Below are 12,782 nucleotides of genomic sequence, written 5' to 3'. Positions count from 1 at the left end.
CCTGCCTCGCGGGCCCGGCTATCGGCGCGCCGCGTTCTGGCGCTGCACTTCGGCCTGGTAGTCAGGACCGGAGCGCAGGCGCACATATTCGGAAAACGCCGCCTTGTATTCCGGGCTGTAGATGTCCGGCGTGGCCTCGCCGCGCCAGAACCGGTCCACGCCCGCGCGCTTCCACAGCGCCAGGTCGGCCAGCACTTCGGCGCGCGTGAGCGGCGCGCCGTAGGGGTCGGTCATGGCCGTGGACGGCGCCTGCTGCGCCAGCGCCGTGCCCGAAACGCCGGCAGCCAGGGCCAGGACCAGTGCGGTTTTACGAAGAATCTGCATGCTTCACTCCTATGAATCGTGGGGGGGTACTGCACGGGATTCATTCTAGGAAGGCGATGCGGACAGAAAGCGGATAAGGGGATTACGTTTTTGCAATGAAAAAGCGCCACGGAAACCGTGGCGCTTCGAGATGGCGAAGATATCGCGCGGTAGTTACCGCACCTTCCCTTCCTTCCAGGCTTCCAGCAGCTTCTCGTACGCCACCGTTTCGCCCTTGGGCTTTTCATTGGCCAGCTTCTTCCACGGCGCGTGCTGGTCCGACAGCCACTTGTTCGGATCGCCCTTGGCGTTCAGCTTGGGCGCGCATTGCGCCATGCCGGCCCGCTCCAGCCGCGCCATGACCTGGTCCATTTCGTTGGCCAGGTTGTCCATCGCGGCCTGCGGCGTCTTTTCGCCGGTGACGGCGGTGGCGACGTTCTTCCACCACAGCTGCGCCAGCTTGGGATAGTCGGGCACGTTGTTGCCGGTCGGGGTCCAGGCCACCCGCGCGGGGCTGCGGTAGAACTCGATCAGGCCGCCGTAGTTGGCCGCGTTCTTGCTGAAGTAGTCGCTGTGGATGTCGCTGTCGCGGATGAAGGTCAGGCCGGTAATCGACTTCTTCAGCGACACCGACTTGGCCGTGACGAACTGGGCGTAGAGCCAGGCGGCGGCCATCTTGTCGGGGTTGGTGGACTTGAAGAAGGTCCACGAGCCCACGTCCTGGTAGCCGTTCTGCATGCCGTCCTTCCAGTACGGACCGTACGGCGACGGCGCCATGCGCCACTTGGGCGTGCCGTCCTCGTTGACCACGGGCAGGCCCTTCTTGGTCATGTCGGCGGTGAAGGCCGTGTACCAGAAGATCTGCTGCGCGATCTGGCCCTGGGCCGGCACCGGGCCGGATTCCGAGAACGTCATGCCCATGGCCTGCTGCGGCGCGTACTTCTTCATCCAGTCGACGTACTTGGTCAGCGCATAGACCGCGGCCGGACTGTTGGTGGCGCCGCCGCGCGCCACCGAGGCGCCCACCGGCGTGCACTTGTCGTCGGCCACGCGGATGCCCCACTCGTCCACCGGCATGCCGTTGGGCAGGCCCTTGTCCGCGGCGCCGGCCATTGACAGCCACGCGTCGGTGAAGCGCCAGCCCAGCGACGGGTCCTTCTTGCCGTAGTCCATGTGGCCATAGACCTTCTTGCCGTCGATCTCCTTGACGTCGTTTGAGAAGAAGTCGGCGATGTCCTCGTAGGCGGACCAGTTGGTCGGCACGCCCAGCTCGTAGCCGTACTTGGCCTTGAACTTGTCCTTCAGGTCCTGGCGCGCGAACCAGTCGGCGCGGAACCAGTAGACGTTGGCGAACTGCTGGTCGGGCAACTGGTAGAGCTTGCCGTCCGGCGCGGTGGTGAACTTGGTGCCGATGAAGTCCTTCAGGTCCAGGCCCGGATTGGTCCATTCCTTGCCCGCGCCAGCCATGTAGTCGGACAGCGGCAGGATGGCGCCGTAGCGATAGTGGGTGCCGATCAGGTCGGAGTCGGAGATCCAGCCGTCGTAGATGGACTTGCCCGACTGCATCGAGGTCTGCAGCTTCTCGACCACGTCGCCTTCCTGGATCAGGTCGTGGTTGACCTTGATGCCGGTGATCTCGGTGAAGGCCTTGGCCAGCACCTTGGACTCGTACTCGTGGGTGGTGATGGTTTCCGACACCACGTTGATTTCATTGACGCCCTTGGCCTTGAGCTTGGCGGCGGTCTCGATGAACCACTTCATCTCGGCCATCTGCTGATCCTTGGACAGGGTCGACGGCTGGAATTCCGAATCGACCCACTTCTTCGCTTCCGGCTCGCCGGCCCAGGCCCCTGACGTACCGATCAGGGCGATGGCGGCCGCCATGGCGTGCATGCGCAATTTCATGACCTGTCTCCTCGATAGGTCTTCCCCTGTGGTGCTGCGGACTTCTGGCCGGGGAAGACATTGGCCGATCGTCCTTCCAAACCGCTGATATCGCGCGGGGTCTGACGCCCCTTCAGCCTTTTCTCATGATGAAGGCCAGCAGCAGCATGGACAGCAGGAAGCTGATCCACACCGATGGCGGCTCATCCAGCGAAAACCATTCCACCGCCTTCTGCCCGAACCCCAGGAACGCCAGGTTGAGCCAGGCCGCCGCCATCAAGCCGATGAAGAGGCGGTCGCCGCGGGTCGTGCGCAGCGGCAGGAAGCCCTTGCGCTCGACCGTGGGCGATTTCAGTTCCCAGATCGTCATGCCGACCAGCATCAGCACGATGCAGGAGAAGAACACGGCGACGGGGGTGGTCCATACCATCCAGCTGAACATGTGGCGCTCTCCCCCCTCAGACCCGGCCCATCGCGAAGCCCTTCGCGATGTAGTGCCGCACGAACCAGATGACGATGCCGCCGGGCACAATGGTCAGCACCCCGGCCGCCGCCAGCACGCCCCAGTCCATGCCAGAGGCCGAGACCGTGCGCGTCATGGTGGCGACGATGGGCTTGGCGTTCACCGAAGTCAGCGTGCGCGCCAGCAGCAGCTCGACCCAGCTGAACATGAAGCAGAAGAACGCCGCCACGCCCACGCCCGACTTGATCAGCGGCAGGAAGATCGTCAGGAAGAAGCGCGGGAACGAATAGCCGTCCACGTAGGCCGTCTCATCGATCTCGCGCGGCACGCCGGACATGAAGCCCTCCAGGATCCACACCGCCAGCGGCACGTTGAACACCAGGTGCGCCAGCGCCACCGCCAGGTGCGTGTCCATCAGCCCGAACGAGCTGTACAGCTGGAAGAACGGCAGCAGGAACACCGCCGGCGGCGTCATGCGGTTGGTCAGCAGCCAGAAGAACACGTGCTTGTCGCCGATGAAGCGGTAGCGCGAGAACGCGTAGGCCGCCGGCAGCGCCACGGCCAGCGAGATGACCGTGTTGATGACCACGTAGATCAGCGAGTTGATGTAGCCCGAATACCAGGCCGGATCGGTGAAGATGGTGCGGTAGTGCTCCAGCGTGAACTCGCGCGGCCACAGCGTCAGGGTGCTGACGATCTCGGTATTGGTCTTGAACGACATGTTCAGCATCCAGTACAGCGGCAGGATGGCGAACACCAGGTACAGCGCCAGGAAGGCGCCGCGCCACCAGGTCGATTGCTCACGCATTGGCGCGCTCCTCGTCGAAACCGCCGGTGGTGCCGGCGCGCTGCATCCAGTTGTACAGAATGAAGCAGAGCAGCAGGATGATCAGGAAGTAGATGATCGAGAACGCCGCCGCCGGGCCCAGGTCGAACTGGCCCACGGCCTTCTGCGTCAGGTACTGCGACAGGAAGGTGGTGGCGTTGCCCGGCCCGCCGCCGGTCAGCACGAACGGCTCGGTGTAGATCATGAAGCTGTCCATGAAACGCAGCAGCACCGCGATCATCAGCACGCCGCGCATCTTGGGCAGCTGGATGTAGCGGAACACCGCCAGGCGCGAAGCGCCGTCGATGCGCGCGGCCTGGTAGTAGGCGTCGGGAATGGCGCGCAGGCCGGCATAGCACAGCAGCGCCACCAGCGGCGTCCAGTGCCAGACGTCCATCACCAGCACCGTGACCCAGGCGTCCAGGTCGTTGCCGGTGTAGTTGTAGTCCACCCCCAGCCACGACAGCGTCGCCCCCAGCAGGCCGATATCGGTGCGGCCGAACACCTGCCAGATGGTGCCCACCACGTTCCACGGGATCAGCAGCGACAGCGCGATGATGACCAGCACCGCCGAGGCGCGCCAGCCGCTGGCCGGCATCGACAGCGCCAGCAGGATGCCCAGCGGAATCTCGATGGCCAGCACCGCCAGCGAGAAGCCGATCTGGCGCAGCAGCGCGCCGTGCAGTTCCTCGTCCTGCAGCACCGCGGCGAACCATTCGGTGCCGACGAACACGCGGCGCTCGGGCGAGATGATGTCCTGCACCGAGTAGTTGACGATGGTCATCAGCGGCAGGATGGCCGAGAACGCCACGCACAGCACCACGGGCAGCACCAGGAACCAGGCCCGGTGATCGATCGGTTTCATCGGATCAGCTCCTCGTCGCGGTAGAAGCAGGTGTGCGTATTGAGTACCGACAGCCACACCGTGGCGCCGGGCGCGATCGCGGCGGCGTCGGTGCCCAGCCGGGCGCGCAGCGGCGTGCCCTCGAAGTCGGCCAGCAGCAAGGTATAGGTGCCCACGTCCTGCACCCGTTGGACCGTGGCCGGGATGGCGCCGGGCGCCCCGGCATCGGCCAGGCGCAGGTATTCCGGGCGCACGCCCAGCTTGACCGGGCCGGCGTCGGCCAGCCGGGTCGCCATCGCATCCGGCAGGCCGTCGACGCGGCGCTGGCCCACCATCAGGCCGCCGTCGCGCCATTGCGCCGGCAGGAAGTTCATGCCGGGCGAGCCGATGAAATGGCCGACGAAGGTATGCGCCGGCCGCTCGAACAGGTCGTCGGCGCTGCCCACCTGCACCGCGCGGCCGCGCGCCATCACCATCACCTGGTCGGCGAAGGTCAGCGCCTCGGTCTGGTCGTGCGTGACGTAGATCAGCGTCAGCTTGAACTCATGGTGGATTTCCTTGAGCTTGCGGCGCAGCTCCCACTTCAGTTGCGGGTCGATCACGGTCAGCGGTTCGTCGAACAGCACCGCCGACACGTCGTTGCGCACCAGGCCGCGCCCCAGCGAGATCTTCTGCTTGGCGTCGGCCGTCAGGCCGCTGGCGCGGCGGTCCAGCACCTGCGACATCTCCAGCATCTCGGCGATGCGGCCGACGCGCTCGCGGATCTGCTTGGGCGGCACGCCGCGGTTGCGCAGCGGAAACGCCAGGTTCTCGGCCACGGTCATGGTGTCGTACACCACCGGGAACTGGAACACCTGGGCGATGTTGCGCGCCTGCGGCGTCTTTTTGGTGACGTCCCGGCCGTCGAACAGGATGCGGCCATGCGAAGGCCGCAACAGGCCCGAAACGCAATTGAGCAAGGTGGTCTTGCCGCAGCCCGAGGGCCCCAGCAAGGCGTAGGCGCCGCCGTCGCGGAAGGTGAACTGCAGCGGCAGCAGCGCGTAGTCCTCGTCGGCCTGCGGATGGGCGACGTAGGAATGCGACAGGTCCAGCTCGATCTGCGCCATCAGGCGATCCCCCCGCTGGCGTGAGGCCGCGCGGGCGCGGCCAGCAAGGCGCCGTCGCCGCCGAAGGCGTAGGTCTGGGCCGGATCGAAGTACAGCGTCAGGCGCTGCTCCAGCGTGTAGCGGTGCACGCCCGGCAATTGCGCGACCACGTCGCCGGCCGCCGTCTCCGCATGGACGAAAGTGTCGGACCCGGAGATTTCGGCCAGCTTGACCACGCCGTCCAGGCCGATGTGGCCGGGGCGCGGCGCGATGTCCAGCGCCCCGGCGCGCAGGCCGGCGGTGAGCCCGGCGCCGTCGCCCGGGGGCAGTTGCCGCGAGACCGTGACGCCGCCCCGCAACGTGAAGCCGCTGGCCCCGCGCCGGGCGCTGAACAGGTTCATGGGCGGGTCGCTGAACGCGCGCGCCACGCGGATCGAATTGGGCCGGTGGAAGACCTCGGCGGTCGGGCCGTATTGCAGCAGTTCGCCTGCATCCAGCACCGCGGTGTGGCCGCCCAGCAGCAGCGCTTCGCCGGGTTCGGTGGTGGCGTAGACCACGGTCGAGCGGCCTTCGGCGAACAGCGCCGACAGCTCGTCGCGCAACTCCTCGCGCAGCTTGTAGTCCAGGTTGACCAGCGGCTCGTCCAGCAGGATCAGCGGCGCGTCCTTGACCAGCGCGCGCGCCAGGGCCACCCGCTGCTGCTGGCCGCCGGACAGTTCGGCGGGCAGGCGTTCCAGCAGGTGGTCGATGTGCAGGCGCGCGGCCATGGCGCGCACCTTGTCGGCGATGCCACTGGCGCCGCGCAGCTTGAGCGGCGAGGCAATGTTGTCGAACACCGTCATGGACGGATAGTTGATGAATTGCTGGTACACCATGGCGACGTTGCGCTGGCGCACCGGCACGCCGGTCACGTCGGCGCCGTCCACCAGCACCCGGCCTTCGGTCGGCCGGTCGAGCCCGGCCATGATGCGCATCAGCGATGTCTTGCCTGCCAGGGTCACCCCCAGCAATACGGTCATGGCGCCCGGCACCGGGGCCAGGCTCATCGGATACAGGTGCGTCTGCGAGCCGGCTCGCAAACCTATCCTGTCCAGGGTCAGCTGCATCTGGTCTCCTCTACCTCTAATACGTCCCCGGTTTTCAGGCCGGACTTCGGTACCTCGGTACAGCGGCCCTCGCGGCGCGCGGGAACGCGCCGGCCAGGGGTCTTCTTTCAGATCGCTTTCGTTTTTTGTGCGTTTTACCGAAGAAGCGAACAAAAAACAATCTTGCAGTGCGTCATTATTTTTCGCTTTTGTTGTTTTATGATGCGAACGTGACACTCACTATGCGAACATGACACTCAATCCCCGACAAAGCGCCTTGATCGAAATGGTGCGGGCCCAGGGCTCGGCCACCATCGAGGAACTGGCCAAACGTTTCGACGTCACGCTGCAGACCGTGCGGCGCGACGTCAACATCCTGTCCGAAGCCGGCCTGCTGTCGCGCTTCCATGGCGGCGTGCGCATCGAGGCCTCGACCATCGAGAACATCGCCTACCGCAAGCGCCAGGGGCTGCACGCGGCCGGCAAACAACGCATCGCCGAGGCCGTGGCGCGCGCCGTGCCCGACGGCTGCTCGCTGATCCTGAACATCGGCACCACCACCGAGGCCATCGCCCGCGCCCTGCTGCGCCATCGCGGCCTGCGCGTCATCACCAACAACCTGCACGTGGCCGACATTCTTTCCGACAACCCGGATTGCGAAGTCATCGTCGCCGGCGGCGTGGTGCGCTCGCGCGACCGCGGCATCGTCGGCGAGGCCACCATGGATTTCATCCGCCAGTTCAAGGTCGACATCGGCCTGATCGGCATTTCCGGCATCGAGGCCGACGGCACCCTGCGCGACTACGACTTCCGCGAAGTGCGCGTGGCCCGCACCATCATCGAACAGTCGCGCGAAGTGTGGCTGGCCGCCGACAGCAGCAAATTCAAGCGCCAGGCCATGGTGGAACTGGCGCACATCTCGCAGATCGACCGCTTCTTCACCGACGCGCATCCGCAGGAACCGTTGGCGCAAGTGCTGCTGGACGCCGGCGTGCGCTGCGAGGTGGCCGCCGCGCCGAACGCGGCCAAGGTACCCGCCTGACCGGCTTGACCCGGACCGGCGGCACGGCGCTGGCGCCGCGCCCGGCCGGCACCAACAGAAACGAACAACGCACCGAACCCTAGCGGCCCCGCCGCCCAAGCATATGAACCAACCGCTCGCCACCGTCACCCCGCCCGACCGCAACCGCCTGCTGGCGCAACTGGACAACACGCCCGCCTGGGACGTGATCGTCATCGGCGGCGGCGCGACCGGCCTGGGCACCGCCGTCGACGCCGCCAGCCGCGGCTACCGCACGCTGCTGATCGAGGCCGCCGACTTCGCCAAGGGCACCTCCAGCAAGGCCACCAAGCTGGTGCACGGCGGCGTGCGCTACCTGGCGCAAGGCAACATCAGCCTGGTGCGCGAGGCGCTGCACGAACGCGGCCTGCTCAACCGCAACGCGCCGCACCTGGTGTGGCCGCTGGGCTTCGTGGTGCCGGCCTACAACCTGCTGGACCAGCCGTTCTACGGCGTGGGCCTGAAGATGTACGACATGCTGGCCGGCAAGCTCAATCTGTCGCCCAGCCGCTGGCTGTCGCGCCGCGAGACGCTGGCCAACGCGCCGACGCTGGCCGAAACCGTCAACGGCCGCGGCCTGAAGGGCGGCGTGCTGTACTACGACGGCCAGTTCGACGACGCGCGCCTGGCGCTGAGCCTGATGCGCACCCTGTTCGACCTGGGCGGCACGGCGGTCAACTACGTGCGCGCCACCGGCCTGACCACCACCGGCGGCAAGGTCGACGGCGTCACAGCCGAGGACGCGCTGGGCGACGCCAGCTTCACCTTGCGCGCGCGCTGCGTCATCAACGCCACCGGCGTCTGGGTCGACAGCGTGCGCCGCATGGAAGACAAGAACGCGCCCACCATGGTGGCTCCCAGCCAGGGCGTGCACCTGACGCTGCCGCACGACTTCCTGCCCGGCAAGCGCGCCATCCTGATCCCCAAGACTGACGACGGCCGCGTGCTGTTCGTGGTGCCGTGGAACGGCCACACCATCGTCGGCACCACCGATTCGCCGCGCAACGACCTGCCGCTGGACCCGGAAGCCGGCGCCGAGGACGTCGACTTCATCCTGAACACCGCCGCGCGCTATCTCAGCCGCAAGCCGACCCGCGACGACGTCACCAGCGTCTGGGCGGGCCTGCGGCCGCTGGTCAAGGCCACCGGCGACGCCTCCACCAAATCGCTGTCGCGCGAGCACACCATCCTGGTGTCGCAGGCGGGGTTGGTGACGGTCACGGGCGGCAAGTGGACCACCTATCGCCGCATGGCGCAGGACGTGGTCGACACCGCCATCCAGCACCAGTTGCTGACGCAGGCCAGCTGCCGCACCGAGTCGCTGGCGCTGCATGGCGCCAACGGCCTGGCGCCGTCGCAGGAACACGCCGGCACGCCGGACAGCTACTACGGCAGCGACCTGGCCACGCTCAAGGCCCTGCCCGGCGCCGAGCGCATGCTGGTCAGGAGCAGCGGCCTGTCGGAAGCGCATGTGCGTTTCGCCGCGCGCTTCGAACTGGCGCGCAGCGCCGAGGACGTGCTGGCGCGCCGCAACCGCGCGCTGTTCCTGGACGCCGAGGCGGCCATGCTGGCCGCGCCCGAAGTGGCGCGCATCCTGGCCGAAGAACTGGGCCACGACGCCGCCTGGCAGCAGCGCACGCTGCAGGAACTGGCCGGCGTGGCGGCGCACTATCGGCTGAAATGACACGGCTGAAATGACACGGCTGAAATGACGCGCTGACGCCGCGCGACCCGCCCGGGCGCTGCTTGCATCCAGGTCCGCCAACCCGACAACGCCGCGCCGCAATGCGCTACGGCACGCGCAGCGGGCTGTGCTGGATCATGTTTTCGAACACGCGCAGCAGGTCGGGATCGCACTTGGCTCCGGCCTCCAGGTTGAGGATGCGCATGATCTCGGCGTGGGTGCGCGCGGGATGGTAGGGCCGCGCGTCGCCGAGCGCATCGTAGGAGTCGGCCAGCGAAATGATGCGCGCGGACAGCGGGATGGCGTGCCCGGCCAGTCCGTCGGGATAGCCCGATCCATCGAAGTGTTCGTGGTGGTGGCGCACCGCCTGCGCGATCCGCTCGCGTTGCGGCATATCGCTATGCAGAATGATGTCGGCGCCCATGGCCGCATGGGCCTTCATGATTTCCCAATCTTCCTTTTCGAGTCGCCGGGGCGAGAACAGCACGCGGTCCGGCGTGCCGATCTTGCCGACGTCGTGCAGCCGCGCGGCCACGGCCACCATGTCTTGTTCATCTTGGTTCAGGTCGCAGGCGCGAGCCAGCGCCACGCTCAGGGCGACGACGCGGTGGCAATGGCGGCCTGTGGCGGCGTCTCGGGCCTGCATCGCGGCAAACAGCGCGGCTTCGCAGGAGCCTGCGGCACGCGTGGCCGCCGCGCTGGGGGGAACATCTGGAGGCATCGGTCTTGGCGCGCGCGGTTGCAGCGGAACCGCGCGTCTGTGTCAGAAAGTATCGATTCTGACACAAGCACGTACCGTTCCGGCGCTGCGGGCCCTGCCCACGTATCAACCCGCGGATTCATCCGCGGATTCACCCCCGCCGTCGCCCCGCGCCTTGGGCTCAGGCCTTCAGGCGTTCCAGCAGCGCCTGCGCGACGCCGACCGACGAAGCCGGATTCTGCCCGGTGATGAGCAGCCCATCCGAGACGATGTGCGGCTGCCAATCCGCCGCCTTGCTGTACAGACCGCCCAACATCGCCAGTTCATCCTCGACCAGGAAAGGCACCACGGCGGTCAATTGCACCGCCGCCTCTTCCGTGTTGGAAAAACCCGTGACCTGGCGGCCCTGCACCAGCGGCTTGCCATCGGCGGTCTTGGCATGGCGCAGCACGCCCGGCGCGTGGCACACCGCCGCCACCGGCTTGCCGGCCGCGAGCATGGTTTCGATCAGCGACACGGACCGGGCGTCTTCGGCCAGGTCCCACAGCGGACCGTGGCCGCCGGGATAGAACACGGCGTCGTAGTCGGCCGCCTGCACCTCGGCCAGGCGGCGCGTGTTCGCCAGGCGGCGCTGCGCCTCGGCGTCCTGGCGGAAGCGGCGCGTGTCGTCGGTCTGGGCGTCCGGGTCGTCGCTCTTGGGATCGAGCGGCGGCTGGCCGCCCTGCGGCGAGGCCAGCGTCAGCGTGGCCCCCGCGTCCAGGAAAGCGTAGTACGGGGCCGCGAATTCCTCCAGCCAGAAGCCGGTCTTGCGGCCGGTGTCGCCCAGCGTGTCGTGGGAAGTCAGCACGATCAGGATATTCATGTTGCGCTCCTCATGTTGCGCTCCTCATGTTGCGCTCCTCATGTTGCGTTCCTATTCATCCGGGCCGACGCGCACGATGCGCTTGCCGGCATTCTCGCCCTTGAGCAGCCCCATCAGGCCACGCGGCGCGTTTTCCAGGCCATCGACCACGTCTTCGCGATACTTGATGCGCCCGTCGCGCAGCAACTCCTGCATGGCCGCGCGGAATTCACCGAAGCGCGGCGCGTATTCGTTGAAGATGATGAAGCCCTGCATCTTGATGCGCTTGGTCAGGATGGTGCGCATCAACAGCGGCAGGCGATCGGGGCCGTCGGGCAGGCTGGTGGCGTTGTAGGCCGAGATCAGGCCGCAGACCGGCACCCGCGCGCGCGGATTGAGCAGCGGCAGCACCGCGTCGAACACCGCGCCGCCAACGTTCTCGAAATACACGTCGATGCCTTGCGGCACGGCCTTGGCCAGCAGATTGGCCATGGCCGGATCCTTGTGGTCGATGCAGGCGTCAAAGCCCAGTTCCTCGACCACGTAGCGGCACTTGTCGGGGCCGCCGGCGATGCCGACCGCCTTGCAGCCGTGGATCTTGGCCAACTGGCCCACCACCGCGCCCACCGCGCCGCTGGCGGCGGCCACCACCACGGTCTCGCCGGCCTTGGGCTGGCCGATGTCCAGCAGGCCCATGTAGCCGGTGAAGCCCGGCATGCCCAGCACGCCCAGCGAATACGACGGGCGTTCGGGCGCCGGCCCCAGCTTGAGCAGGCCGCTGCCGTCGGACACGGCGTAGTCCTGCCAGCCGGACTGGGACAGCACCCACTCGCCCACCGGATAGTCGGCGTGGCGCGAGGCCGCCACCCGGGCCACGGTGCCGCCCACCATGGGCTGGCCGACCTGCACCGGCTCGGCGTACGAGGGCGCGTCGCTCATGCGCCCGCGCATGTAGGGATCGAGGGAAAGATAGACCGTGCGCAGCAACAGCTGGCCCGGGCCGGGTTCGGGGACCGCGCCGGTTTCCAGGCGGAAATCGCTGTCGGCGGGTTCGCCGCGTGGCCGCGAGGCCAGGACGATGCGGCGGTTGAGGGAGGACGATTGCGGCATGGCGTGCTGACTCCTTCTGTTCCGATCTGGCCATTACACCACCCCTGTCCGGTCGCCTGCCCGCCGACCCTGCAGCCCACCCCGCTTTTAATTAATTAAGTATTTAATTAGAATCCGCCCATGCCTGCCAAGCCTTCCCCCGCGCGCCGTCCCGGCCGCCCCGCCCGCCCCGACAGCGCCGCCGTGCGCGACCAGCTGCTGGACATTGCCACCGACCTGTTCGCCAAGCAGGGCGTGGCCGCCACCCGCCTGGCCCACATTGCCGAACGCGCCGGGTTCACCTCGGCCATGCTGCACTACTACTTCAAGAGCCGCGACCAGTTGCTGGACGCCGTGGTGCTGGAACGCGTGGTGCCGGTCATCGGCTACGTCTGGAGCCCGGTGCCGCAGACGCCGCGGCGGCTGCAGGGGTCGGCCGAGGCGACGCGCGCCGTCATCGCCGAAATCGTCTCGCGCATCGTGCGCTGCGGCACTGACCGGCCCTGGCTGCCGTCCTTGTGGATACACGAGGTCGTCAACGAAGGCGGCCAGTTGCGCGAGCGCGTGCTGCGCCACCTGCCGGCGCAGCGCCTGCAGGTGTTCGTCGGCCTGATCGCCGACAGCCAGCGCGCCGGCGCCATCACCCCGGACGTGGAGCCGCGGCTGGTGTTCCTGTCGATCCTGGGCCTGACCCTGCTGCCGCTGGCCACGTCCAGCCTGTGGCGCCGCATCTGGCAGGACGATCCACAGGCCCGCGCCATCGGCCACGAGACCATCGCCGCGCACGCCACCGCCATGCTCACGGGCGGATTGTTTTCCCCGCCGGCCGCGCCGCCACCGGCGTCCGCAACGCCCGCCAAACGGACCCGGCGCGCCGGCGCCGCTCCGGACGCCGAACCGCCCGCCACAGGACGCTGA

Annotated in this window: 13 protein-coding genes; 3 read left to right on the top strand and 10 right to left on the bottom strand. The window is 67.7% G+C overall.

Annotated elements, in window-relative coordinates; genetic code table 11:
• Positions 1-18: 18 nt before the first annotated feature.
• The 7 genes from ACUTAG_RS28485 to ACUTAG_RS28455 all read right to left on the bottom strand — a co-directional run bounded on the left by ACUTAG_RS28485 (position 19) and on the right by ACUTAG_RS28455 (position 6,511).
• Positions 19-324, bottom strand: a complete 306-nt coding sequence (locus tag ACUTAG_RS28485; RefSeq protein WP_148319303.1) for a DUF4148 domain-containing protein — start codon at positions 322-324, stop codon at positions 19-21.
• Positions 325-477: 153 nt separating this feature from the next.
• Entirely contained in the window at positions 478-2,208 is a 1,731-nt protein-coding gene (locus tag ACUTAG_RS28480) for an ABC transporter substrate-binding protein (RefSeq protein ID WP_026383593.1), read from the bottom strand.
• Between the two features lie 112 nt (positions 2,209-2,320).
• The gene (locus ACUTAG_RS28475; protein ID WP_054516552.1) at positions 2,321-2,629 is read right to left on the bottom strand and encodes a DUF2160 domain-containing protein; all 309 of its coding nucleotides are present in this window, start codon (positions 2,627-2,629) and stop codon (positions 2,321-2,323) included.
• A gap of 16 nt (positions 2,630-2,645) precedes the next feature.
• On the bottom strand, positions 2,646-3,458 hold the full coding sequence (locus ACUTAG_RS28470) for a carbohydrate ABC transporter permease (RefSeq protein ID WP_020927431.1): 813 nt from the start codon (positions 3,456-3,458) through the stop codon (positions 2,646-2,648).
• Complete coding sequence (locus ACUTAG_RS28465) at positions 3,451-4,341, bottom strand: carbohydrate ABC transporter permease (RefSeq protein ID WP_006385278.1); 891 nt, start codon at positions 4,339-4,341, stop codon at positions 3,451-3,453. Before ACUTAG_RS28465 ends, ACUTAG_RS28470 begins: the two co-directional genes overlap by 8 nt.
• Complete coding sequence (locus ACUTAG_RS28460; RefSeq protein WP_054444952.1) at positions 4,338-5,426, bottom strand: ABC transporter ATP-binding protein; 1,089 nt, start codon at positions 5,424-5,426, stop codon at positions 4,338-4,340. The genes ACUTAG_RS28465 and ACUTAG_RS28460 overlap by 4 nt, the downstream gene beginning before the upstream one ends.
• Positions 5,426-6,511: an ABC transporter ATP-binding protein gene (locus ACUTAG_RS28455; RefSeq protein WP_148319301.1), complete on the bottom strand. Its 1,086-nt coding sequence runs from the start codon at positions 6,509-6,511 to the stop codon at positions 5,426-5,428. Before ACUTAG_RS28455 ends, ACUTAG_RS28460 begins: the two co-directional genes overlap by 1 nt.
• A gap of 229 nt (positions 6,512-6,740) precedes the next feature.
• Here ACUTAG_RS28455 and ACUTAG_RS28450 point away from each other — a divergent pair, with 229 nt between their 5' ends.
• Together ACUTAG_RS28450 and ACUTAG_RS28445 are read left to right on the top strand one after the other, a co-directional pair.
• A complete protein-coding gene (locus tag ACUTAG_RS28450) occupies positions 6,741-7,532 on the top strand; it encodes a DeoR/GlpR family DNA-binding transcription regulator (RefSeq protein ID WP_006385275.1) in 792 nt (263 codons plus the stop codon).
• 103 nt (positions 7,533-7,635) lie between these two features.
• Entirely contained in the window at positions 7,636-9,234 is a 1,599-nt protein-coding gene (locus tag ACUTAG_RS28445) for a glycerol-3-phosphate dehydrogenase/oxidase (RefSeq protein ID WP_148319299.1), read from the top strand.
• A 106-nt stretch (positions 9,235-9,340) separates the two neighbouring features.
• On the opposite strand, the gene ACUTAG_RS28440 is transcribed toward ACUTAG_RS28445, so the two are convergent.
• The 3 genes from ACUTAG_RS28440 to ACUTAG_RS28430 all read right to left on the bottom strand — a co-directional run bounded on the left by ACUTAG_RS28440 (position 9,341) and on the right by ACUTAG_RS28430 (position 11,885).
• Positions 9,341-9,955 carry an HD-GYP domain-containing protein gene (locus ACUTAG_RS28440; protein WP_054444955.1) on the bottom strand — a complete coding sequence of 205 codons (615 nt, stop codon included), beginning with the start codon at positions 9,953-9,955 and terminating at the stop codon, positions 9,341-9,343.
• Between the two features lie 160 nt (positions 9,956-10,115).
• Positions 10,116-10,796 carry a type 1 glutamine amidotransferase domain-containing protein gene (locus tag ACUTAG_RS28435; protein WP_148319297.1) on the bottom strand — a complete coding sequence of 227 codons (681 nt, stop codon included), beginning with the start codon at positions 10,794-10,796 and terminating at the stop codon, positions 10,116-10,118.
• Positions 10,797-10,847: 51 nt separating this feature from the next.
• Positions 10,848-11,885, bottom strand: a complete 1,038-nt coding sequence (locus tag ACUTAG_RS28430) for an NADP-dependent oxidoreductase (RefSeq protein ID WP_054444957.1) — start codon at positions 11,883-11,885, stop codon at positions 10,848-10,850.
• Between the two features lie 120 nt (positions 11,886-12,005).
• Between ACUTAG_RS28430 and ACUTAG_RS28425 the strand changes: the two genes are divergently transcribed.
• The gene (locus ACUTAG_RS28425) at positions 12,006-12,782 is read left to right on the top strand and encodes a TetR/AcrR family transcriptional regulator (RefSeq protein ID WP_054444958.1); all 777 of its coding nucleotides are present in this window, start codon (positions 12,006-12,008) and stop codon (positions 12,780-12,782) included.

The organism is Achromobacter sp. CSND-B12 (genome assembly GCF_052906545.1).
This window is presented reverse-complemented; position numbering and strand designations above follow the sequence as displayed.

Excerpts from the sequence above, each read along its gene's own strand:
- ACUTAG_RS28485 (WP_148319303.1), bottom strand. The coding sequence starts at position 324 with ATGCAGATTCTTCGTAAAACCGCACTGGTCCTGGCCCTGGCTGCCGGC.
- ACUTAG_RS28480 (WP_026383593.1), bottom strand. The coding sequence starts at position 2,208 with ATGAAATTGCGCATGCACGCCATGGCGGCCGCCATCGCCCTGATCGGT.
- ACUTAG_RS28475 (WP_054516552.1), bottom strand. The coding sequence starts at position 2,629 with ATGTTCAGCTGGATGGTATGGACCACCCCCGTCGCCGTGTTCTTCTCC.
- ACUTAG_RS28470 (WP_020927431.1), bottom strand. The coding sequence starts at position 3,458 with ATGCGTGAGCAATCGACCTGGTGGCGCGGCGCCTTCCTGGCGCTGTAC.
- ACUTAG_RS28465 (WP_006385278.1), bottom strand. The coding sequence starts at position 4,341 with ATGAAACCGATCGATCACCGGGCCTGGTTCCTGGTGCTGCCCGTGGTG.
- ACUTAG_RS28460 (WP_054444952.1), bottom strand. The coding sequence starts at position 5,426 with ATGGCGCAGATCGAGCTGGACCTGTCGCATTCCTACGTCGCCCATCCG.
- ACUTAG_RS28455 (WP_148319301.1), bottom strand. The coding sequence starts at position 6,511 with ATGCAGCTGACCCTGGACAGGATAGGTTTGCGAGCCGGCTCGCAGACG.
- ACUTAG_RS28450 (WP_006385275.1), top strand. The coding sequence starts at position 6,741 with ATGACACTCAATCCCCGACAAAGCGCCTTGATCGAAATGGTGCGGGCC.
- ACUTAG_RS28445 (WP_148319299.1), top strand. The coding sequence starts at position 7,636 with ATGAACCAACCGCTCGCCACCGTCACCCCGCCCGACCGCAACCGCCTG.
- ACUTAG_RS28440 (WP_054444955.1), bottom strand. The coding sequence starts at position 9,955 with ATGCCTCCAGATGTTCCCCCCAGCGCGGCGGCCACGCGTGCCGCAGGC.
- ACUTAG_RS28435 (WP_148319297.1), bottom strand. The coding sequence starts at position 10,796 with ATGAATATCCTGATCGTGCTGACTTCCCACGACACGCTGGGCGACACC.
- ACUTAG_RS28430 (WP_054444957.1), bottom strand. The coding sequence starts at position 11,885 with ATGCCGCAATCGTCCTCCCTCAACCGCCGCATCGTCCTGGCCTCGCGG.
- ACUTAG_RS28425 (WP_054444958.1), top strand. The coding sequence starts at position 12,006 with ATGCCTGCCAAGCCTTCCCCCGCGCGCCGTCCCGGCCGCCCCGCCCGC.